The organism is Pseudomonas violetae (assembly GCF_023072615.1).
GTDB lineage: Bacteria > Pseudomonadota > Gammaproteobacteria > Pseudomonadales > Pseudomonadaceae > Aquipseudomonas > Aquipseudomonas violetae.
In genome coordinates this window covers 55339-78984 of sequence record NZ_JAKNRW010000014.1, presented here as the reverse complement: position 1 = coordinate 78984, position 23646 = coordinate 55339, and the positions used below count along the sequence as shown (strand labels likewise).

Sequence of the window (23646 nt, the reverse complement as noted above, 5' to 3'; positions counted from 1 at the left end):
GTGTAAGCTCCCCCTCTAATACCTATACAGCAATTAGGGCTTCGCTATGGACGACCGCTGGCTATCCGTCGATGAAATCGCCGATTACCTAGGTGTAGCCAAAGACACCATCTATACCTGGGTGACCTCTAAAGGCATGCCTGGGCACAAGGTTGGGCGCTTCTGGAAATTCAAAAAGGAAGACGTGGACACCTGGGTGCGAGAAGGCGGTGCCGCTGCGAGTACTGATGACTTTGACAACAAGGAGCCGCGCAATGCCTAAGCAGCGCTCCACACAGGACAGCAATGACATGAGCGACCTTGATCAAGAATTCCAAGCGCCAGCGCGCGCGCTCGAAGAGGGCAAGGTCTTTGATTACATCACCGGCAACCCGGTGAAAGACAGCGACAAAGAAAAGGTTCGCCAGCGCATTGCGCGTGCCATCATTCATGAGTACGGCATTGCGGCCGAAGACATGGAACCCGACTTCAAGGTCAAGGTGCTGGGCAAGAATCGCAAGCTCGACATCGCGATCTTTAAGCCGGGCCAGGCGCACACTTTAGACAACCTTTACCGTGCTGTGGTGGTTGAGAAAGAGCCCAAGATCGGTACTAAGGGTGCGTATCGCATGCGTGATCCAGAAGAGGCGCGCAAAGAGTTCGAGGTGCTGGAGGCCGTGATGGCTGAGGTCGATAGCTGCGATTACGGGCTGTGGACCAATGGACTGGAGTTCTTCTTTTTCAAGAAGGAGGTCACCCGCTTCGATACCAAGTTCAAACCCATCGGTGACTGGCCATTGGGAGACGACTCCTTCAGTGTTGAAGGTCGCTCCATGGGCCGGATGCGCCGTGCAGATCCAGTGATGCTGCGTACCGCTTTCCGTCGTTGCCATAACTACATCCATGGCAACGAGGGCATGCCCAAGGACGCCGCCTTCTGGCAGTTCCTGTATCTCATCTTCTGCAAGATGTATGACGAGCAGCAGCCTAATGAAGCTAGGGTGTTTTATGTCGGCCCATTCGAGCCTTTTGACCCTGAAGGCCAGAAAGCCATTCGTCTCCGAATCAAACCACTCTTTGAGAGGGTGAAGACTAAGTACGGTGGCCTATTCAAGGGTAACGAAGAAATCACCTTATCCGATCGGGCATTGGCTTTCATCGTCTCGGAGTTGGCTCGCTACGACTTTGGCCGCACCGATGTCGATGCCAAAGGCGCGGCCTATCAAGAGATCGTTGGTACCAACCTGCGTGGGGATCGCGGCCAATACTTCACGCCGCGTGGTGCCATCAGCCTTGTGGTCAAGATGCTCGCACCCAAAGAGCACGAACGTGTGCTGGATTCGTCCTGCGGGACGGGTGGCTTCTTGGTTGAGACTCTGAACTACCTGAACAAGGTCTTCCACGAAGAGAAGCGCATCAAGGCAGGCGATGAGAACACTGAAGAGTTCCTATCCATCCGTGATCGGTTGGCCAACTACGCAGCCAAGAACCTATTCGGTGCTGATTTTGACCCTTTCCTGGTCCGGGCTGCTCAGATGAACGTGATGATGGCAGGCAACTCGCTGGGCCACCTCTATCACATGAACTCGCTGGAGTTCCCGGTAGGACATCTCCCTGGCGTTCAGGCAGCGAAAGAGTCCATCCCGCTCGGTACGATTGATGTCCTGATGACCAACCCGCCGTTCGGCTCGGACATCCCCGTCACCGAAAAGACCATTCTTGAGCAGTATGAGCTGGCCCGCCGTTGGGAGCGGCAAGGCGATGGCTTTGTGATGACCAGTGCGACCAAGCCAGCGGTTTCGCCCGAGGTTTTGTTCATCGAGCGCTGTGTGAAATGGCTCAAGCCGGGTGGCCGGGCTGGCATCGTCCTGCCTGATGGCATCTTGGGTAACCCTGGTGATGAGTACATCCGCTACTGGATTCTTCGCCATTGCTGGGTGTTAGCTAGCATCGACTTGCCAGTGGAATCGTTCATCGTCGAGGCCAACGTCAACATTCTCACTAGCCTGCTGTTCCTCAAGCGCAAGCCTGCGGAAGTCATTCAGGCAGAAGACCTGGGCCAGAAGAGTGATTATCCGGTGTTTATGGCTGTGGCTGAGAAGGTGGGTTTCGACCGTCGTGGCAATACGCTGTACAAGCGTCACCCTAACGGCGAAGAAATCCTCGTGAGTGTGAGTCACGAAGAGAAAGTCCGAATCGCTGGTGGTCTACAGGTGCGCACGCTCCATCGTAAAGAGCGCATTCTCGACGACGACCTACCCGATATCGCCAAGGCGTATGCTGAGTTCCGCGCGATACACCCGGAGCCTGGCAAATGATCACTCGACTGGAAGCCACGCGCTATCGCTGTTTTGAGCGCCTCGGAATCGAAGTTGGCGACTTCCAGGTTTTGGTTGGAGCGAATGGCTCTGGTAAAACTACTTTGCTTGATTTGCCTGAGCTATTTGGAGATTTGTTGCGCACTACGAATGTCACCTCCGCATTCTTAGAGCGGCGAAATGGCATGCCAGCTCGTGCTGGTAATGCAAGAGAGCTTTTATTTGCAGGCGCAGGGAAAGACTTTTCGCTCGCAGTAGAAGCACGTCTTCCTGCTGATGTGGCCAATGCTGTTACCAATGCAACGATTGCAAAACAGCGAGGTGAAAAAGCTCGAGCCGCCTTTGCTGCTGATTCAAATCGTTGGCCTACCCATCTTCGCTATGAAATAGCATTCGAAGTCGCTGAAAATGGTGCGATTACGGTGCGAAACGAATATCTATTTTTGTTTCCATCCGTTCTTGCCCCGGAACGCAATGGTCAAGTGACTTTGCATGGCGTGAATGTGGACTCCAATAAGAACTGGTTGCCAGTGCTCGTCCGTGATTCACGCTCCGGGGCCTTATTTTCAGCAGAAGCCCCCCGGCGAAAGCAGCGAGATCAGGAGGCAATTGATCTGCCGGGAAATGTTCTTGCGCTTGCGCGTGTTCTTTATGAGTCGGCAGCCGAGTTCCCTGCTGCTCGCTGGTTCTTCGGATTGCTTACTGAGCGAGCGGTTTTTCTTGAGCCAAACTGGGTGGAGATGAGGCAGGCAAGTTTACCTGGCCAGCCAAACACGATTATTCGCTCAGGGCGGAATATTCCATGGCTGGCTCTTGATCTTAAGAATGACGAAAAGGCGCCTGACAGCGACTCGACCTATCGTAGCGAGCGATTTGCAGATTGGATTGCACATGTGCAAACGGCTCTTCCTCAAATTGTTGATATTGATGTTCGTGAGCGCGAGGATGATCACCATGCCTACTTCCGGGTGACCTATCGGGGCGGATTCACTGTGCCTCAATCGAGTTTATCAGATGGGACGCTTCGCATTCTTACGTTGACTCTGTTGCCTTATCTCCGCAAGCCTCCGTCCATTCTCGTTACCGAAGAGCCAGAGAATGGCATCCATCCGCGCGCCATTGAGGCGGTTCTACAGTCACTCTCGTCCATGTACGACAGTCAGGTGTGGGTGTCATCACACTCTCCCGTGGTCCTCGCTAGTGCAAACCTCGATCAATTGTTGTGCGCTCGGTTGGTCAATGAAGGCAGTGTAGAAATGGTCGCGGGTACCGATCACCCGCGTTTACAGGAGTGGCGCGGTGGCATCGATCTGGGCAGCCTGTTTGCAGCGGGGGTCCTAGGATGATTAACAAACGACCCTGTGTCATCTTGGTGGCCGATAGCAACATGGCAGCCACCTTTCGTGGCTATTTTAGGCGCGACGGTTGGCACCTGAGCCTCGGCTGCGCGCCTTTCGAGATTAACACCGATATTGGTGCTGACCTTCTCGTCGATGAGGGTGGTAACGATCCTGGTGTGTATACCAAGGGTCATGAGTTGCTGCGTCCCTACCAAAGCAGCCACCATCGTGCGTTGGTGGTTCTGGATTGCGAGTGGGAGGGCTCACCAGATAAGGCTGCCATCGTTGAACACATCACGGCACGTTTAGTGGTAAGTGGCTGGGGTGAGGATGCGGTTAAAGTGATCGCCATTGAGCCGGAGTTGGAGAACTGGTTGTGGCAAGACAAACCGCAAGTAGCGGATGCGCTTCGCTATAAGGGTGATAAACCCCTGCGTCAGCACCTGGCCGATAGCGGCTGGTGGCCCCTTGATGCTGCCAAACCACCTCGGCCAAAAGAGGCGGCTGAGTGGGTTTTGAGGCAAACTCGTCAGCCGCGTTCTTCGGCGATCTATCAAAAACTGGCGGAGCACATCTCGATTAAGGGATGCACGGACGCGGCATTTGCTGAAATGCATGCAGCGTTTCTGGCTTGGTTCCCACAGGAGGTGGCTCCATGACCTTTGCGAGTTTCAAGAACGCGCGCATTGTCCGTTCCGGCTGGCTAGATAACGGTGGGAGGCGATTGGATTGCAACCCATATATGTCCGGAGCGCTGGAAGCAAGAGATGCATTGATGCGCCTCGGCTGCCCCAAAGAAAAACTCTGCGATCTCACCTTAGGCATGTTCGACTCTGGTAGAGAAAGCAGAAATTGGGTTAATGACTCTAGATATGGAGTGCGTTACATGGGCAGCTCGGCAATTAGCCTAGCTGATCTGTCTACATTGCCGTTGATCTCAAATAAGCAGGTCGCTCGGAATCCGAAGCTGCTTGTTGAGGCAGGCTGGTCTTTGATTACACGTTCCGGAACAATCGGTCGCATGGCGTATGTGCGTTCAGATATGGCTGGATTGGCGTGCTCTGAAGATGTCCTCCGAGTGGTTCCGGATCCCGAAAAAATTCCACCTGGCTACTTATATGCGTTCCTGTCTAGTCACTATGGTGTACCCCTTGTGGTGTCCGGAACATACGGCGCAATCATTCAACACATTGAGCCTGTTCACATTGCCGATTTACCTGTGCCGAGGTTCGACCGAGAATTTGAGCGACAAGTAGCTGATGAAATAGAAGCCGCAGCGGTTCAACGAGCTATTGCATCGTCAAGCCGTCGAGCGGCTATTCAATTATTGGAGATGAAAATTGGTTGGAAGGGAGTTACTTCGTCTTCGATTGCAACCAGAACAAACGCTGCAGCGGTCTTGAGGCGCATGGACGCCTTTCACCACTCTTCAAAAGTTGAAGCAGGCCGTGCCGCACTCGCGGCGACAAATGGCGTTATATTGAGAGACCAAGTCGAACGAGTTTTCGAACCCAATCGTGGATCGCGACTTAAAGTCACCGATCCGGCTTACGGTATTCCGTTTTTATCATCGTCAGCCGTATTCGAGTTGAGTCCCTGCGCTGAGTACTTTGTTTCACGATCCTTAACTCCGAATTTGGAAAATTTATTGCTGTCTGAGTGTGATGTTTTATTGCCGAGAAGTGGGCAGTTGGGAGGGATCATTGGACGTGCGGTCTTGCCGCTGCCCAGGAATGTTGGTCATGCGGGAAGTGAACATCTTGTTCGGATTAGGTGCCATTCACAGTCAGATGCGGCCTATTTGTGGGCCGTCTTGGCATCTGAGGCGGGATATTGGGCATCAATAGGCACTGCTTTTGGATCGTCGATCCCGAGCTTAGATTCATCCCTAATAGGCGAGCTGGTTGTGCCATGGCTGCCTAAGCAAGATCGCGTCGAGATTGAAGCGCTGGTGAGAAAAGCTGTAGCCGCCCAAGATATGGGGGTTGCTCTTGAAACCGCAGCAGTGGAGCAATTGGAAGCAAAGATTAGGAAGGAAGGCTGATGGCTAAAGTGATCCCCGTAGGTCAGCCGGTCAACGATGCAGAGCGCAGCGCTATCGCTTACCTGCGGGATCGCTTGCCAGACAGCTTTATCCTTTTGCACAACTTCGAAATCGAACGCCAGGGTGAGCGCTTCGAGATCGATATTGCTCTGTTGACGCCGCATGCGCTGTACTTGATCGATGTAAAGGGCACGCGCGGCACCATCGATGTATATGGCAACAAGTGGTATCCCGAGGGGCGTGCACCATACCCTTCGCCCCTGAGCAAGCTGCGCGGGCATGCACGTACGGTCAAGGGCCTGGTAACTCAGGCCCACCCAGGGCGAAATGAACTGAACGACATCTATGTGGATGCAGCCATTCTGCTCACTGCGCCGGATGCGCACCTGATTGACCGCGACCAACTAGATTCAGACCGTTCGCTGAAGTTGAAGGACGCCGAGCGCTACTTCAAAGATGCTACACGCATACCCGCACGTTTTTCGAAGAACATTCTGCAGCAGCATGGGCTGATCCTACATGCTCTGAAAGTGGTGAAACCCGCCTCTGCCGTTCTCCGTTTTGGCCATTGGGAGGTGAAGGAAAAGCTCGGCGCGGCGCTGGCCTACAGCGAATTCCGTGCAGAGAACGCCTTTGCAGGTGGCACGGCCCGTCTGCGGGTGTATCAAGCGGACCCCTACCAGCCTGAAGACGTGCGCGAGGTCCAGGTTAATCGCATTGCCAACGCCTACCGGGCGCTATCCAAATTACCACTACATCCCAACATTGTTGCCGCGCGAGATTTCTTCCCCGCCGACGATGACAAGTCCTTCATCTTGATTCTGGACGACGCGCCCGGCCAGGCGCTGACCTTGCATATGGCGCGGCCACAGTTGGCGCTGACCATAGACCAGAAATGGCGTGTTGCTAAAGATCTACTGGCAGCCCTTGCACATGCTCATCAACATGGTGTGTTGCATCGCAACCTTACTCCCAGTGCGATCCTGATCGGTCAAGACGGCACCACTCGTATCACAGACTTCGACTTTGCGAAACCTAGTGAGAACCGCAGCCTGACCATTGCTGCGGACATCGTTGATTTGGTTGAAAAGGCCTATGTCGCGCCAGAGGCATTCCGCGAACCGGGTGCCGCGTCGAGCGCGTCGGACATCTTCTCGGCCGGTGTCATCATTTACGAGCTGTTCACTGGAGAGCGCCCGTTTTCGGGGGCGCCGACGACGGTGTGGGATCGTGTAGGTGAGTTCCTGAACAAACCATCAGCGCTGCGGCCCGAGTTGAATGACGCTTTCGATGCTTGGCTGCAAAGTCTGTGTTCGTTTGACGAGCATAAGCGACCATCGGCACCCAAAGCGTTGGCAGCATTGTATGCCTTGCTACAGCCTGAGGCCCTGCAAACAGGGGGGCTCGTTGCAGCATCGGCCTTTGAGTCCCCTGAGGTATCTGATGACCAAACCGACTACCTAAATCTACCAGCGGGATATAGATTGACCCGCAAGTTCATCATCGAAAAGAAGCTGGGGCGTGGCAGCTTTGGCGTGGTTTACAAGGTGATCGACACACTGGGCGATGTGGCGCGTACGGTGAAGCTCATCGTCAGCGATCGACACTCGACTCTGGATCGCCTGAAACAGGAGTACCGTCATCTTGTGCACATACCCGAGCACCCACACGTAGTGCGCGTGCTGGACGCGGATGTGATCCCTGGTCGTGACATTCCCTTCTTGGTTTTCGAGTACGTCGAAGGCTCCGACGTCGGTGACATGATTCATGAGCGATTGCTGTCGCCCGAAGACGTCTTGGAGCTGGGTAAGCAGGTGATTGAAGGCTTGGTGCATTTGCATCTACATGGCTTTCATCATTGCGACATCAAACCACGGAATCTGCTGTGGACGCAGAAGGGCGCGAAGATCATCGACTTCAATGTGTCGGTGCGGGCTGATGACAAGGAGTCGCGAGGAGGTGGTTCGCGTCGTTATCTGCCTCCTGACTTTGATCCAGAAGTCATCCCCTATAACGGCGAGCGCGCAGACCGCGACCTATATGCCATGGGGCTAACGCTTTATGAGGCGCTGACTTCGCGCTATCCCTGGGATACGACGGAGCCACCCGTCAACAAGCCTGCGCCAGACCCACGCGAGCTGTCAGGATATTCTGACCTTGCACCGGAGCTGGTGAACGTAGTGTTGAAGGCCATATCTCCGCGTCGTGCGGAGCGATTTGCCACAGCCACAGATTTTCATGATGCCCTGGCCGATGTGCGCCACGCACGGCGAATCAAAACCGTGAGTTTGGCTGCAATTGCAACCGCCAGCAGTGGCCAGGTGCAATCGTCGCCCAACAGCAATGCCTTCGTTTCGCACCTTCTTACGCTCTACAGCCAAAGTCACCGCAGTAATGCCGGTACGCGTGGTATGGACGCACTGGGGTTCTCAGCTTATGTGGATACCGCCTTGGATCGGGAACTATTGCCAGCGGTCCTTTCTGGTGAGTTCCGATTGGTGCTGATCTCCGGCAACGCGGGCGATGGAAAAACAGCGTTTTTACAGCGCTTGGAGAAGGAAGTTGAAAGTCGTGGCGGGTCAGCCAATCGAGGCTTGCCAAACGGCAGCGAGTTGGCATTGGACGGCAAGCGTTATTTAATCAACTACGACGGCAGCCAAGACGAAGGTAATAAGGACAACAACCAGGTGTTGTTGGATTTCCTATCACCCTTCAAGGGTAGCGATGCGAGCACCTGGAAGCCGAAAGAAACTCGCCTTATTGCAATCAATGAAGGCCGCTTGGTGGACTTCCTTGCGACACATGAACACGACTTCTGTGAGTTAACCGCGCTAGTTCGGCGGGCGTTCTCGACGGGCGATACTGAGTCTGGCGTCGCGGTGGTGAATCTGAATCTTCGCAGCGTGGTGGCAGAGGCCGAAGGGGGCTCGATTCTGGAGCGTACCCTGCAGAGCATCGTGCAGCCCAGGAATTGGTCAGCTTGCGAAAGCTGCGACCTGAAGGACAGCTGCTATGCCTTGCATAACGCACGTAGTTTCCAGGATGAGATTGCTGGCCCACACTTGCTGGAACGACTCAAGACTCTCTACACAATGGCGCACCTGCGTGGTCGTTTGCACATCACCATGCGTGACCTCCGCTCGGCGCTGTCATTCATGCTGATCGGCAACCGTGATTGTGGCCAGATTCATGCGCTGTATTTGGCCGGAAAGCATGATGAGGTAGCGCGCAGCTACTACTTCAACAGTTGGATGGGCGGCGGGCAGCCTACTTCGGATCGATTGCTCACCCTGCTAGGCGAACTCGATGTGGGCAAGCAGGAAGACCCGCGATTTGACAGAGGGCTTGACTTTGTTCAGCCGGATGACCGAGCGCTGTTCCGTTTTGAACGGCGGGGGCAATTCGATTTCGAGGTGTTGAAGCGTCTGTTCGGTGATCTACCTCGCGGGGTGGGTGACGTGTCCGTTCGACAGCGCGCGCATAAGCACCGCGAATATGTGGCGATGGCCCGGCGTAGGCACTTTTTCGAGCGGCGCGATGCAAGCTGGGAAAAAATGCTCCCGTACCGTTCGGCCAAGCGCATGGTTGAAATCGTTCGTGGCGACACTTCAATTGATGCACTTACAAGTGAAATTTTGCATGCCATTAACCGAGGCGAGGGTCTACACCGCCCGGAGCGTTTGGGGACCAGCTTGGCTCTGCAATTGCGTCAGGTGGAGCACGGTACGGTCCGCAGCTATAGGCTCTTCCCCGTGGAGGGGTTTGGCCTGCAGGTGCAAGACTTTGCCGCCAGCGCGCGTTTTGTTGAGCACCTGCCGACGGGCCTGTTGCTGAAGTTTCAGGGGCAGGGTTTCGGGGCCATTTCCAGTGAGCTGCTCATCAACCTTGACGTGTTCGAGATGTTGGTGCGACTGAATGAAGGCTACCGGCCTAGCGTCGAAGAGATGCAGGGCTTCTACCTCTGTCTGGGCGTCTTTAAAAACAGCCTCAACGCGCAGCCATATCGGGAAATTTTACTGACCACGACAGGGCATGACTTCTACCGTTTGGCTCGTCATGACGACAGCCGGGTGGAGATGCGCTTGTTGCAAAGGGCCGTGACCGGTGTAAATAAAGAAGAGGCCTTAGCGAAAGGCTTCGGGGAGAACTGATGGCGTTGCAAAAAAAGGACAGGGAGTTCCGCCTCCCGAAAGTCAGCTACCTCGACTTCAAGACCATCGAGATGGATCGCGTTCTCACCGGATTGTTTGAGCGCTTGGAGCATGGCGGCTATCCGAGCGTGTTTCGCGACAAGCGCGAGCTTACGGTGGACAAGTTTGTGGACGACATCCTTGAAGCCGGCGACCGCTTCTTGGGATTCGCGCAGCATCGAGACATGGTGCAGCGCTGGGTTGAAACCCACCTCATGGACATCGTTAATCGTGGCAAGAAAAATTCTGCGGTGGCTGGCCCACGTCCGCTGCATGGTTATACCTACCGCTTCCGTAATCCCAAGCATTCTCGTGACTATGGCGCTGCCCAGCAACTGTACCAAATGCTGCACCACGCCCGGCATCTTTCGGGGCACAAGGCCATCGAGCACCTGAAGGGCTTCTTCTTTGACGGCTTCGATAAAGTCACGCGAGAGCTGAACAACAAGGCGCTGACGGACATTGAGACCGCCACGCTTTTGCACTTCCTATCTCAGCGCAAAGACACGGCGGATACCCGTGCCGGTGGAGAGCGCTTTGCGCCGGTGTGTATTGGATCGGCAGACCTGATGGCTGAGGACATTCAGCGACTGCTTTTCTACAAGCAATACATGCCGCGCTCGGTGATGGTGGAGTACTTGAAGGTGCTGCTATCGTTTCACTTGGCGCTCTATCACCTGCGCTTGCTGAAGCTCTTGCCTGCCTGGCAAAAACTGGAGGGTGCGAATTCGTTGTGCGCTGAGTCAGCGTGTCCGATGAAACCCCGTGAGCATCGCGAACCACAGGGTGACTGCCCTTACAAGCTGGGGATGTTTGTTGACCTATCGGGCAACGCCAACTCAGCAACCGCTGCGCTCGCTGAGCGTAGTGCCGATGGTTTTTACCGACGAATCCCGAGTTTCATTCGCGCGTACTTTGTAGCGAAGAAACTAGACGAGTTCTCGGAGCACCTTGTGCGGCGTGGCAAATTGATCCGTCCGTTGAATTCAGTGCTCTCTGTCGGTGAACTGTATGGCCTTCAAGCCGAACCATTCGCTGAGGAGCGAGACAAGTTCTTTGGCGAGCGTTTGTCGGGGCTCTTGGAGTCGCTGTCAGAAGGCGAGGCCGGGCTGGATTTCGAGGTTGAAGCCATCACTAAGATGGGCCTCTCGGATTTTGAAACCTACATCGAGATTCTTGTCGCCCTCCGCGGTACTTTTCACAGGAAATACATCATTGAGTCGTTAGACGCGACGATGTTGAAGAATAAGTCGGGAGGACTGCTGGCCCAAACGCGTGCGAGAAATGCCCCTCGCCGATTTTCTCTTGAGAGCCGCTTGCTGGAGGTGCTGCTGCAAATTGCGGTGCTGCGTCCAGGGGGGGACCAGGGCTACTTCACTGGTGAGATGCGGATAGATGACCTGCTATCTTTTCTGCGTGAACGCTACGGCCTCTACATAGATCAGCTGCCGCCCGGTGAGGGGTTCTCAACACCCACGATCGACGAGCGTAAAGCTCTACGATGCAACGTTCAGGCATTTACTGGACGCTTGCGCGAGATTGGCTTCTACCGCGATTTGTCCGATGCCTATGTCACACAGACGGTTATACCCCGCTATACGATTGCAGAACGAACAGAAAGGGCGCGCACATGAGCCGGGGCCTGCGTGAACTCACCAGCCAAGAGCTGAGCGCGGCGCTTGAGTCCGTATTGCTGCCGAGGCTTTGCAACGTCTTGGCTGCCCGTGATCTTGGGCATTGCATGCGTGTCACGGACCTGGATCGTGATCTGATGATCCGATTGGCTGGAGGGCTGCGTGCGGCCGTTCCTTCTGCCAATGTGGTTGTGTTAGCAGACGACGCCCTGCGTGCCCAAGCACCGGAATTGGCCGTGACGAGCACCAAGCTTGTTGAACTGCGCAACCCGTTGCCCAACGAAGAGCTAAGGCCACCACTGCTGGTTTTTGTGCCGAATGATCTGCGTGCGTCTGCCGAGGATTCGTTCGGTGTCGCGACGTTTGAAGAGGTGTCGATTGATGGTGCCTACGCTCAGCTGAATGCGCAGCTGATCATGCAGATTCCGGCCAACATCAGGGTTGCTGTCGAAGCCTGTTTGGGTGAGCTGCTCAGGCGCGATTCGCGCTGGCGATATGCCGACGATGCCGCTGTAGTTCGATATCTACTCACATGCCAAGTCAACGGTTTCGACCCGGATGCGATGGGGGCTGCTCTTTTCGAGCTGGCCCTCGTGCCAGATTTCGAGTTGTTCCAGCAAGCAGAACGTGCTCCAGCGCGGGTGGCTCGCAATCGCGAATGCGTCGAGCAGATCACATGGTCAACCAAAACCGAGCGCGTGCGCGCTCTTGAGCTGGGCCTGCTCGATCCAGTTTTCTGCAAGCAGCTTGGTGAGTTCTTTTCGAGGGTTGGTGTTGCCAATCCGAAGGAGTGGACCCAGCTGATCGTCCGCGATCGGAGCAATTGGCCCCTCGCTTTCAACAAGTGGCTGTTTGAAGATGGGGGCGTCAATCCGGATAGCATATTCATCAGCGATGTTGAACTGCCAGATTTGCCGGTGGTGAAGGACGACAATGAAGACTCCCGCCTGGCAGAGCTGATTGGTCACCGGGTGTTGCCTATCTCGAAGACGGGGCTGAAAAAGTTCAGTGTGTCTTTCAGGGTCGATCCTGTGCCGTCCAGGGTGGAGGGCTTATCTCGATTCGTGGCTGAGGTGGTGTCACGCGACAACGGCCCTACAGGCTTGCGCCGCCGTAAGGCCGCGTGGACCAAGGGTACGGATTCTGGGGTGATCGCATTTTCGTCGATTGGCAAGATCGATTGGGAAGAGGGTTGGCACTTTGTTCGCGTGTACGGGGAGACCGAAGACGGTGACCGTATTCCGCTTGCTGACGGCGAGGGAAATCCTATTCGCTTCAACAGCGATGTCTCCGAGACCTTTGGCAATGCTAATGAGAGCGATCTCTTTTATGTGGTCACCGATGACGAGTTAGAGGTAGAGCCTCCACAGCGGGCGGTGCCGCGCGAACCAAGCTTGATGCATGCGCTGCTGCGTGCGCGCTTTGCTGCTGTGGCTCAGGATCGAGATCCCAGTTCCGTATCGATCACGGGATGCGCTTGGGTAGAGCGAGGAAGCAAGGCTGCGGCCAGCGGTGAGACCTTGGAGGTTCGACTGGGAAAAGAAGGCAAAGCGAATGTCTCGGTATCCGCCGTGTTGGCTGATCTGGAGCGCGCCTTTCTTGGCGACCCGGATGGCCTCAATCGATTGAGGCTTTCGATAAACGTTTCCGGCGTCGCCGCGCGATCAACGACTTCCTTCAAATGGCCCGTCTCGGATGAATCCGTGAGGTTTCGGGAGTCTCGGGCAACCTTCTTTGGCGCAGTCTTACAAGGCGATCAACGCTTGATCATGCAGGCCAGCGATCTTCTCAGTTTGCAGGAGCCCACTCAGAATTATGCGGCAGCCTATTTAGCTTGGATTGATGCTGTCTTGATTCGATGCGGCTCAATAGACGCCGTCATTGCACGCCAGGCTTTTGAAGAGTTGCGTTGCGCACTCACCATCGATTCGGTTGCTTTAGTGCTGGAAGACTATCAGGGTAAACGACGTGATGCCGTTCTGTTGGGGCCGACTCATCCTCTTCGTGCTAACTGGCATGTCGCCTGGAGTCAGCTGGGTCAGACCTGGATGGAGCGCAGCCAGGCGAGTGGCCGCGAGTTTGTGGTGCCGACTCGAGACGCTGTGATAAAGCAGCTTGCGCCTGCGGCATTTCCACCTGTATTGCCTTTCGGTGAGGAGCTGGGGCGCACAGCTCTGGCTGTAGATAACATCAACCCTTTCTGGTCGCTGTATGCGGCACCCGATGAGGAAGACCCGCGTGGTCTGGTTGGGGAGGTGTGCGCCGCACTTGGTCTGCCCGAGCCAGCCATTGGCGGTGCGACCATCGATAGCGCCTACTTGGCGGCTCGGGTGCAGCGTTATCTGATTCAGCACCCGTATGTTGCGACTCTGACGATCAACGCGTTCAATGCGGGACGGGCGAAGGCTTTAGCTGAAGTGCTACTTGCACTGCAGCGTCATTCCGAGTTTGCCGATCTTCGGTACGACATCAGGCTGTTCGTGCCCGATCCGGCTGCTCCTTCAACGGGAGAGGCACTGCTGGAACTGCTGGTCCCCGATTCGGGAACCAGCGCGAAGGAGGCGGACGCGTTCTCCACGCCGACTGAGAGCCACCTGCACCCCAAGTTGAGATTGGCAATCCGAGCGATCAGGGAGTTCCGAGAAGAGCCTGATTTGCATTCTGCGCACTTGTCGTTCTTGTTTGACTTGTTTCCGGCCGAGGACATTCGCGCTGTTGATGTTCGAGATTCGGATGACTCCTCCTTCGTCCACGGGCTTGTCCAGCCCTTTAAGGTGGATTACCTGGAAGATGAGCAATCGATCACTTGGCTTCGTCGCCCGCTGCACGGGGCGGCGCAGCCGATTGAGGGGGCAGAGGCCTTGTTCGATCTTATGGGAGGCATCTCGCGTGCAGTTTCGGTTGCCGTGGCGACGGTGGCGCGCAGCCAGTATTTGCCGCACGCTCGGCCGGTGGTAGCGTTGAGCTTGTCTGCAGACGAGCGTGCGATGCTCCATCAGATACATGAGGTTAGCGATTGGGTGCTCACCATTGATCGGAACCTGGGCATAGAGTTTTTTGACCATCGACGGCACCCAACTCGCCCTGATTATTTAATTGATCACTCGCCCGACATGGCAAATGCGATGAGCCATCGGTTGGCAATCACCTCCCGTTCAGTGGCCGAGCTGGAGTCATTGTTGGTGCCAATCTTGGGGGAATATGGCCTCCCAAATTCAGGCAGCCATGCCTTGGTGATGCTGGATCAGCTTCGCTCGCTGTCCGGGCGGTTGGCCCTGAAGCTGCTATCGTCCTCATCGCAAAGAGCTGAGGCGATGGGGCTCGCACTTTCAAGGTTGTTTCTTGAGCATCAAGGGGTGTTTCAGAACCAAGTTGTTGTGCCCCTGGATGCGCACCTGGAGCTGTACAAAGCTCTTCGTCAGAACGCCGAAGAAATGGGCGATGAGGTCAATTTCCGGCGAACTGATCTTGCACTGTTCGACCTTGATCCAATGAACCGTGTTGTGACCTGCAGGCTCGTCGAGGTGAAGTGCTACAGCAAGGTTGGTGATGTAGCCGCGTATGCGCAATTAAAAGCATCCATTGCTGAGCAGATCGAACAGACGGAGCACGTTCTCGCCTACCACTTCGACCCTAAGTTGGCGGAAGTGGATCGTCCGGATCGTCCTATTAAGAACCGTGATCTTGCAGCTCTGCTTGGCTTCTATTTAGACCGCTCGGAACGCTACGGTGTGGTCTTGCCTGAGGCGGCAGAGGAGGCACACTTTTTCTTGCGTCGTTTGGATGAGCGGCCCTACACACTGCAGTTCACGCGAAGCGCTGTCGTGTTCGACTTCAGCAAGCCGGGCACGGAACCGCCTGAGCATGAGAACGGCATCGAGTTCTACCGCATCGGCAGTGATCTGATTCGCCAGTTGGTCGAAGCAGCAGTGATCGACACCGAGACCATCGCAAGCTTGCAGAGTGTTCGATCCACCGATACGGCGCGCGAGGTGACCCAGGAATTGCTACGTCGCAGGACTTTGGCACCAGCTGTCCCGACCTTTGAGAGCGCTGCTTTCTTGAGTCCGCCTCGTGATAGAACTCTGGCTTGGGACGATAGGCCACGAATTTCGTACAGCCCATCAAACCTCACGCCTGCATTGCAGGTGCGCGAACCAGAGCCGGCCGGGATGTTGGTCTCAGAAGTGATTGAACCGCCTCAGCTGCCGATCACAATGTCAGAGACGAAGCAACCTTCCATCGCTGACTCCAGGCCCGCGCCTGTGCCAGACGAAGAGAAGGTGGCGACGCCCATGGTCACCGAAGCCTCAGTTGCTTCGTCTGAAGTTGCTCAGCCAATCAATGGCCGGGTCGCCTACGACATCATGCTTGGCGCGACCGGATCAACGCCTCAATACGGTTTGCTCGGAGAGGTGTCTGGGCGGAAGGTTGCACTGGACCTGAACCAGACCCACACCATCAGCCTGTTCGGTGTTCAAGGGGGCGGGAAGAGCTACACCTTGGGCAGTGTTGCGGAGATGGCCTCGTTGCCAATCCCAGGCATAAACTGCCTACCAGAACCGCTGTCCACGGTGATCTTCCATTACAGCCCGACGATGGACTATAAACCCGAGTTCACGTCGATGGTAGGTGCCAATAGCGTTGAGGATCAGGTCCGAGCGCTGAAGGAGGTGTACGGCGCAGAGCCGAAAGCTCTAACTGATGTTTTGCTGCTTGTACCTGCAGACAAAATTGAAGAGCGGCGTGCCGAGTATCCGGGCATCGAGGTGTTGCCCCTACAGTTCTCTGCATCGGAATTGAAGGCCTCGCACTGGAAGTTTCTTATGGGGGCCGTGGGCAATCAGGCCACCTACATTCGTCAGATTATGCGCATCATGAAGTCCATGCGCGATGACATCACTCTGGAGGGGCTGCGAGCCGGTGTCGAAGCGTCGCCGATCCCGGAGCATCTGAAGGAACTGGCCAGAATGCGTCTGGAGTTGGCTGCCGAATACATCAACGATTCAGCTTCGCTCACCGAAGTGGTAAAGCCTGGTCGCTTGATCATCGTGGACCTTCGAGATGAGTACATCGAGAAGGACCAGGCTCTCGGACTCTTCGTCGTGCTCTTGCAGCTGTTTGCCGAAGCGCGAATCGATGGGCGTAGTTTCAACAAGCTGGTGGTGTTCGATGAGGCCCACAAATACATCGAAAGCCCAGACCTTGTTGCGGGGCTTATCGAAGTTGTACGCGAAATGCGCCATAAGGGCGTGAGCATTATGGTGGCAAGTCAAGATCCACCATCAGTTCCTGTCAGCCTGATAGAGCTATCCACCCAGATCATAATGCACAAATTCAACTCACCCGCCTGGCTGAAGCACATTCAGAAAGCCAACGCCGCATTGGCCAATTTGACTCCCGAGCGCATGGCTCTGCTCAAGGCCGGCGAGGCTTACGTCTGGTCAAGCAAGGCCACTGACGAGTCGTTCTCAAAGGGGGCCGTAAAGCTTAGATGTCGGCCACGAGTGACTGAGCACGGCGGAGCAACTAGGGTCGCGGTTAAAAGCTCGTGATGTATGCATCACGAGCAGACTCAATTACAGCTAGAAGAGGAAAGAAAAAAGCGTTGTAAGCGCAATGCCCGCACCGCATAAGACTTGCACTACAAGGTACCTGAGGTCTGAGGTACACCTAATTTTTCTAGACACATATGACAGACTACATCTGGCCGACGGCTTTGCTTTTCCCGCCAAACCCTTCGTTCAAGCGATCTTTGATCGCGCTGATCGGAGGGTTCACTCGCTTTTTCTCGAAGCCACCACGTACCACCATTTCATATCTGATTAACGCCACGCCGACTTTTACTGCCGGTAATTACCCTCGATATCTATCGAGGGCAGCGCAGTTTGGACGTCAGAGCTGAGCTTGTCGTAAGGCTACGGTTGAGAGATGGCGACAGCGGCGACACCGGCGACACTGCACGTAGAACGTAGCCTGGAGCATGGCGACAAAAGTGGCGACAGTCGCCACTTCTTGCGCGTTTTGGCCGTGATGCTTGACCGCCTTTTCGAGTCGGTATAAAAATTGGCGCACGGATCGCTGTCGTTGACAGCACCAGCCCAGGTAGCCAGAACCTTTAAGGCTACGCCACTTAATGTGGTGGTTCTTCCGAAGTGCGATTAGCGTCCGGCGGCTCGCACGGTCACTCCCCAAGAGTGATGGATGCCTACTCGACTGATCTGCCCACTGCGGCAGACGATGGACCTTCCTCGCTGCACTGCAGCAACCTCACCTATCGGCACACTTCGCTGCGCCAATCCGCGCCCGTCTCTTTCTCCTTGAAAGAGACGGGCGCTCGTACCACTGCTGCAAGCCACGTCGTACAAGGCATTGCCGCAACTCTCCTCGTGACAATCGGCCTGACAAATCCGATTCGTCGCCATCCGCAATAACACAGGCACCGGTGCCGCAGCCTAAGGAAAGGCTGCACCTGACTGACAGTCAGACATGCCCCAGGTGTCGATGTTGTTGCCTTCTCCCACTCAGGATCTCCAGGTGCCGAACTCGTCAGTCGGCACAGCCTCCACCCGCCCGTGTCTTTGGATACGTCAAGGAGGTCAGGTTCATGGGGTCATGCCCTCGCTCCCGGCCGTAAGGAGCCGTGCGTTCCACGTCAGTGAACACCTCACAGGCCGCAGGGGCCTTGATCCCTGATAACACTCAACAGCCGTGGCGGGACTACGTGAGGACAACCAGCAATTACCGAGGAGAGGGCACATGCAGCAGTTAGATCCGAAGCTTGAACTACCACGACCGCCTCGACCGCTGATTGAGTCAAACCCCGTGGCCGAGCCTTATCCGGTCCAGGCACTGGGTGGAATTCTTGGGCCTGCGGTTGAGCGCATGGCCGAGGTCATCGGCGTGCCCCAGGCACTGGCCGCACAATCGGTCTTGGCTGCCTCGGCGCTGGCCACTCAAGGTCATGCGGGCTTGCAACTCGATGGACGAAATTACCCCCTGTCGCTGTTCCTGATTACAGTGGCCGCGTCAGGTGATCGCAAGACCGCGGCAGATCGTTTTGCATTGCTGCCAGCACGGCAATGGGAGCGTGAGCAGTGGCAGCGCTACCGTGAACAACTCGCCCGGTACCGTGTCGCGCAGCGACAGGCGCAGCGTATCAACCCTCGCGATCCCGACCCCACAAACGGCGTACCGCTTGAAGCGGAGCCCTCTGCACCTAGGCTGATCACCACGGATCCGACTATCGAGGCCCTGATCAAGGGACTCTGCCATGACTTGCCGAGCATGGGCCTGTTCTGTGACGAGGGGGGACAATTCCTCGGGAGCAGCACCATGAGTCGAGATAACCGTTTGAAAGCGGTTACGGCCTTGTCGTCACTCTGGGACGGCAGTCCGATAGATCGCGCGCGGTCCATGGTGGGTGAAAGCTTGCGAGCTTACGATCGACGCTTAAGCCTGCACCTGATGCTGCAACCGTATCTAGCCATGCAGTTACTCTGTGACCCGTTGCTGCAGGGGCAAGGCATTCTCGGTCGCTGCCTCATGACCTGGCCCACCAGCCTGGCCGGACAACGCAGTTACCAGGCTGTCGACTTGTCCAAAGACCCCGCCCTAAAGCGATATCACCACCGTCTTTCGGCCCTGTTTCATCAGCCTTGGTCGCTTTCCGCTGACGGTGCCTTGCGGCTGTCACCGCTGAGCCTCAGTCCACTGGCTCGTCGTCGCTGGATTGATCTGCATGATGCCATCGAGGCCCAGTTGGGTGAGTTTGGCGAGTTGGCCAGCGTACGGCCTAGCGGATCGAAGGCCGCCGACAACCTGCTGCGCGTCGCCGGCAATCTGGCAGTCGTGGAGGAGAGCAGCTTCGTGGAGGTCGATCACATCCAACGGGCCTCGGCCTTAGTCGGCTATTACCTCACCGAGATCCAGCGCCTGACCGAGCAGGAACCGGTGTGCCGGGTAAAAGAGGAGGCAGACCGGCTGCTGCGCTGGCTGCAGGTCAAAGATTGGAAGCGCTTCAGTATTCGGGAGCTGAATCGCAATGGTCCCCGATTTGCCCGTAAGAGCAGTCGTCATGCCGCCAAGCTGTTGGTCGAGTTGATTGATCATCAGTGGCTGAGCACTGACGGTTGTACCTTCGAGGTGCGCCATGTTCAATCTTGATGAAGCGCTGCGCAACCACCTGGCTCAACGTCAAAAGGAGCCGAAAGCGCGGTTTGTCGCCGTGACTGTCGCCACTTTGTCGCCACGCTCAAAGCCAGGCAGGACAAGGGTTGTCGCCGGTGTCGCCGGTGTCGCCACCCCCCATAAAGCTATCACCTCGCCGACAGCCATCATCCAATGGTTGAAAGAGGAGGGCGCGCATCTCTACGTCTCCGATAACAGGCTGTGTTTTCGTCCGACGGATTGGGCCCAGGTCGCCATCGTGAGTGCGCACTGGCAAGCCCTTTTGAATGATCTCGCTGCAGTCGATCAGGAACAGAAAAATGGCTCGGGTCGGTAAGCGAGCGGGACGTAATTTTGGCTTCGGTCGCCAGCTCAGCTATGCCGGACCGCAAGCATTGAAAGATCTGTTTGGCGACGGCCATTTTGCTACCGTCAAAACCCATAGCGATCGCTGGCAGGTATTCGTGCGTTGGTGTCGATCCGAGGAAGGGCCAAGGCTCAATGACGCGCGACAGATCGACCGCGAGATCCTTATGCGGTACGCCTTCCATTTGCGCGAGCAGGTTGATCAGGGCAACGTCGGCATCGCTACCGCGCAGAACCGCCTGTCCAGCGTGAACCGAACGATGGCCGCGCTGCGCGGTGATAAGTACGTCAAAATCCCCAGTCCGAGTAAAGCGCTTGGCTTGCAGCGCTCAGGTGTGCGTAGTGAGGCCCCGCAAGGCCAAGACCATGTCCAGATCGAGTTGATCGCACAGGCGTTGTCAGAGCGAGGCCAGCAATCGAGGGTGAGTGCCATTGTGCTCCTTGCTCGGGAGACCGGCATGCGTCTGCGTGAAGCGATCTTGGCGGACTTGCCTCGGCTGCAACGTGAGGCTCAGCAACTGGGCAAGATCAATATCCAGGACGGCACCAAAGGCGGTCGATCAGGCGCATCGGCACCGCGTTGGATTGCGGTCACGGATCAAGTTCGTGGCGCCCTCGACAGGGCCAGCGAGGCTTCACCCAAGGGCAGTCGGAATCTGTTAACACCTGATGAAAGCTACAAAGATTTCCTACAGACAATCGTGCGACCGGCACGGGACATCCTGCATGAACATGGATTGAAAGGCTTTCATGAACTACGGGCGGCTTACGCCTGTGAGCGCTATGAGCAACTGACCGGCTTCTCCGCGCCCATTAATGGCGGTCGTTGTCATCGAGAGGATCGAGCACTCGATCTGCGTGCACGCCAGCAGATCAGCCACGAGTTGGGGCATAACCGCATCGACGTGGTGAGTGCCTACATCGGAGGTCGTCGATGAAGTCCGAGTTCGATATGGAGTTGTTTCTGAGTCCCGTGCTCAAAGGTGCGCATTCCACGCGGCAGCGGCATATCAGGCAGGCAGAAAGGATGCACGAGGCGATTCGTGAGCGCTGGAGTTGTGCGACCCCCTGGTCCTGGAAGGAAAAGCACACCAGATGGTTTTTAGAGCACTATCTGCGTTGCTCAGCACCAGCGACCGTCTATTACTATGAGTTAACAGCAGGGCTGATCCGCAGCAGAAAGGCGCAACTCGTGGTTGTCTGATAGACGCTTTTAAGCGTGAGCCCCTGAGTGTGGGAATGCGGAGCCTTCCCATACTCAGGGGCTTGGCCGAAGAAGCGCAGGCATACGGCAGATTTAGCGATAGTCGCCACTTCAGTCGCCCTGCTGCACGACACGGATTGTCGCCGGCTCAGCGTATCGGCACGACGTTACGGTCCCTGGTTTGATTGATGGCAGATGCCGACAGGCTGCCGGTAGCCGCCTTCTGGATATGTTCACTCCACCAAGCCATCATCGGGCGCCGACGTTCGATGTAGTCCGCCCTGTTGTAGGCGCTTCGAACTTCGTCTTTATCGACATGCGCCAGCGCGACTTCGATTAGCTCCGGATCCCATCCATGCTCGTTCAGGATTGTGCTGGCCATGGAGCGCATGCCGTGGCTGACCAAGCGGTCCTGAAAGCCCATTCGTTTCAATGCCATGTTGGCTGTCTGGCTATTCGCGTGGGTGCGCGGATTTCTATCTGACGGGAACACATATTCCCTGTGGCCGCTATGGGGCTTAAGCGTCTCCAATAACGAGAGTGCATGTTCGGTCAGCGGGATTGTGTGCGGACGACGCTTTTTCATTCGCTCCGGAGGGATGGTCCAGATGCGTTTGTCGAAGTCGATGTCTGCCCATCGAGTGGTGGCTGCCTCGGCAGGGCGGGTCATGGTATGAAGTTGCCATTCGATCAGGCAGCGGGTCGTCCGCTTGATGCTGGCGTTCGCGATTTCCATCATGAGTTCGGGAAGCTCATCAGCTGGTAGCGCGGCCATGTTCTCTTTTTTGGGTTTCTTGAAGACCGCTCGAATGCCGCTGAGAGGGTTGGCAAAGATCATTCCGGAATTGACCCCGTAGGTCATGATCTCGTTAAGGCGCTGGCTAACTCGCTTAACTGTCTCGAGGCTGCCTTTGGCCTCAATTGGACGAAGGAGCTTGATGACCATTGGGGCGCTGACTTCCGAGAGAGGCGTTGATTTCATGCTCGGAAAAACATGCAGTGTGAGGGAGCGCCAAATGTCTTCGGCATACGCCGGCGTGACGGAATCCTTCTTCAACTCGAACCAGGCGGTGGCCACGTTCTCGAAGGTGTGTTCCGTTTCCGCTCGTTTGGCTTCCTGCAGCTCATTGCGCTGAGCTTTTGGGTCGATGCCCTGTGCAAGCAGCTCTCTGGCCTCAACGGTTTTCTTCCTCGCTTGCGCAAGAGAAACCTCGGGATAAGAGCCGAGTGCCATGTTGATTCGGTTCTTGGTTACTGGATGCCGGTAGTTGAAATTCCACTGCATCGAGCGATTGACCCTGACTCGCAGCTGGAGCCCGTCGCCATCGGTGAGGACGTAATCCTTGTCTTTCGGTTTGACCGCCTTGAGCTGGCGGTCGGAGAGGCGGGTGGTTTGAGCGCACATGAGAAGTACTCCATGACACCTTTTGGTATTCCCAAGATTAGCGCCGGGTAGCCGGGAATACCATTGGGAATACCAAACCGCCTGGAACTCAAAAAACCTGGAAAGCCCCCCGAAGCCATGAAACCCCCGTATTCACTGGATTTCAGGCACAAAAAAAGACGTCCGTGGACGTCTTTAGATGTTGAAGTGGTGGAGCCGGGGGGATTTGAACCCCCGTCCGCCAGTACTCCGCTGTCGGTACTACATGCGTAGCCGTTTCTATTAAGTTAACCCTCAGCGACCCGAAGGGCAGGGTGCTTTGGGCGAGTTGTGTAAGTTTTAGCCGCTTCGTCCACAACGTACTGCACGGCGATTCTGTTCTATATGACAATCACTTCGGGTTTACAGACATCCCCTAGTGATTGCTGGGCCCGAAGGCACCAGAAGCTCAGGTCTAAAGCTGCTTACGCAGCGAGAGAGAATTCCTGGCCGTAGTTTTCGTCATTGGCAACTATAAGTAGTTGCAACAGTGGATTTACGAGTTCTGTTACCAACTCGGCATGCACCTAAAGTTTCGCGACCAGCGTCGAATCCTAAACGGCCCCGAACTCATTGCTCGTGAATCTGGTGAGCAACAAGCCTGTGCAGTGTACGTCAAACCATCCCGGAAGGCCAACCCGAAGGTTCGCCTTCCGGGTGGAAGTCACTTATTGGTGCCGCTGCTGGCATTCTTGATGTCTTGAATGGTCTGGGTCGTTTCAGCGATGCACTTCTCGGTGCCTTCCTTGGTGTTCATTGCCTGGTGAGCCTTGGCTTGCTGGACGCTGGCCTCGACACGGGTCTGGATTTCTGGCGCCTGGATCTGCGACTTGGCATTGGCGATGGTCTGCAGGTTCACTTCGCAGAGGTCTTCAGTGGCGGCGAAGGAAGTAGAGGCCATCATGGAAGCAGTAACGAACAGACCTAACAGTACAGAACGTTTCATGTGTATCTCCTTGAACTGAAGCGCCAGGCTTGG

The 23646-nt window shown here is 55.9% G+C and carries 14 protein-coding genes and 1 other RNA gene; 12 read left to right on the top strand and 3 right to left on the bottom strand.

The window, feature by feature from the left end:
• Positions 1 to 46 precede the first annotated feature (46 nt).
• The 12 genes from mads1 to L9059_RS17395 all read left to right on the top strand — a co-directional run bounded on the left by mads1 (position 47) and on the right by L9059_RS17395 (position 21244).
• Positions 47 to 262, top strand: a complete 216-nt coding sequence (gene mads1, locus L9059_RS17450; protein WP_039570240.1) for a methylation-associated defense system helix-turn-helix domain-containing protein MAD1 — start codon at positions 47 to 49, stop codon at positions 260 to 262.
• On the top strand, positions 255 to 2297 hold the full coding sequence (gene mads2 / locus L9059_RS17445; RefSeq protein WP_247292207.1) for a methylation-associated defense system DNA methyltransferase MAD2: 2043 nt from the start codon (positions 255 to 257) through the stop codon (positions 2295 to 2297). The genes mads1 and mads2 overlap by 8 nt, the downstream gene beginning before the upstream one ends.
• Positions 2294 to 3643, top strand: a complete 1350-nt coding sequence (mads3, locus tag L9059_RS17440) for a methylation-associated defense system AAA family ATPase MAD3 (protein ID WP_130000099.1) — start codon at positions 2294 to 2296, stop codon at positions 3641 to 3643. The genes mads2 and mads3 overlap by 4 nt, the downstream gene beginning before the upstream one ends.
• Entirely contained in the window at positions 3640 to 4296 is a 657-nt protein-coding gene (mads4, locus tag L9059_RS17435) for a methylation-associated defense system protein MAD4 (RefSeq protein WP_247292206.1), read from the top strand. Before mads3 ends, mads4 begins: the two co-directional genes overlap by 4 nt.
• Positions 4293 to 5681 (top strand): methylation-associated defense system restriction endonuclease subunit S MAD5, encoded by a 1389-nt coding sequence (mads5, locus tag L9059_RS17430; RefSeq protein WP_130000101.1) that lies wholly within the window; start codon positions 4293 to 4295, stop codon positions 5679 to 5681. Before mads4 ends, mads5 begins: the two co-directional genes overlap by 4 nt.
• Entirely contained in the window at positions 5681 to 9832 is a 4152-nt protein-coding gene (mads6, locus tag L9059_RS17425) for a methylation-associated defense system protein kinase MAD6 (RefSeq protein WP_247292205.1), read from the top strand. The genes mads5 and mads6 overlap by 1 nt, the downstream gene beginning before the upstream one ends.
• Entirely contained in the window at positions 9832 to 11505 is a 1674-nt protein-coding gene (gene mads7 / locus L9059_RS17420) for a methylation-associated defense system protein MAD7 (protein WP_130000103.1), read from the top strand. Before mads6 ends, mads7 begins: the two co-directional genes overlap by 1 nt.
• The gene (mads8, locus tag L9059_RS17415; protein ID WP_247292204.1) at positions 11502 to 17060 is read left to right on the top strand and encodes a methylation-associated defense system ATP-binding protein MAD8; all 5559 of its coding nucleotides are present in this window, start codon (positions 11502 to 11504) and stop codon (positions 17058 to 17060) included. The genes mads7 and mads8 overlap by 4 nt, the downstream gene beginning before the upstream one ends.
• A gap of 1204 nt (positions 17061 to 18264) precedes the next feature.
• On the top strand, positions 18265 to 19671 hold the full coding sequence (locus tag L9059_RS17410) for a YfjI family protein (RefSeq protein ID WP_247292203.1): 1407 nt from the start codon (positions 18265 to 18267) through the stop codon (positions 19669 to 19671).
• Positions 19658 to 20011, top strand: a complete 354-nt coding sequence (locus tag L9059_RS17405; RefSeq protein WP_247292202.1) for a hypothetical protein — start codon at positions 19658 to 19660, stop codon at positions 20009 to 20011. Before L9059_RS17410 ends, L9059_RS17405 begins: the two co-directional genes overlap by 14 nt.
• The gene (locus tag L9059_RS17400) at positions 19995 to 20978 is read left to right on the top strand and encodes an integrase domain-containing protein (protein ID WP_247292201.1); all 984 of its coding nucleotides are present in this window, start codon (positions 19995 to 19997) and stop codon (positions 20976 to 20978) included. The genes L9059_RS17405 and L9059_RS17400 overlap by 17 nt, the downstream gene beginning before the upstream one ends.
• The gene (locus tag L9059_RS17395) at positions 20975 to 21244 is read left to right on the top strand and encodes a hypothetical protein (protein WP_247292200.1); all 270 of its coding nucleotides are present in this window, start codon (positions 20975 to 20977) and stop codon (positions 21242 to 21244) included. Before L9059_RS17400 ends, L9059_RS17395 begins: the two co-directional genes overlap by 4 nt.
• Before the next feature lie 148 nt (positions 21245 to 21392).
• On the opposite strand, the gene L9059_RS17390 is transcribed toward L9059_RS17395, so the two are convergent.
• The 3 genes from L9059_RS17390 to L9059_RS17380 all read right to left on the bottom strand — a co-directional run bounded on the left by L9059_RS17390 (position 21393) and on the right by L9059_RS17380 (position 23613).
• Positions 21393 to 22649: an integrase domain-containing protein gene (locus L9059_RS17390; RefSeq protein WP_124334002.1), complete on the bottom strand. Its 1257-nt coding sequence runs from the start codon at positions 22647 to 22649 to the stop codon at positions 21393 to 21395.
• A 187-nt stretch (positions 22650 to 22836) separates the two neighbouring features.
• Positions 22837 to 23233: a transfer-messenger RNA gene (ssrA, locus tag L9059_RS17385) on the bottom strand.
• Positions 23234 to 23331: 98 nt separating this feature from the next.
• Entirely contained in the window at positions 23332 to 23613 is a 282-nt protein-coding gene (locus L9059_RS17380; protein WP_247292199.1) for a hypothetical protein, read from the bottom strand.
• Positions 23614 to 23646 lie beyond the last annotated feature (33 nt).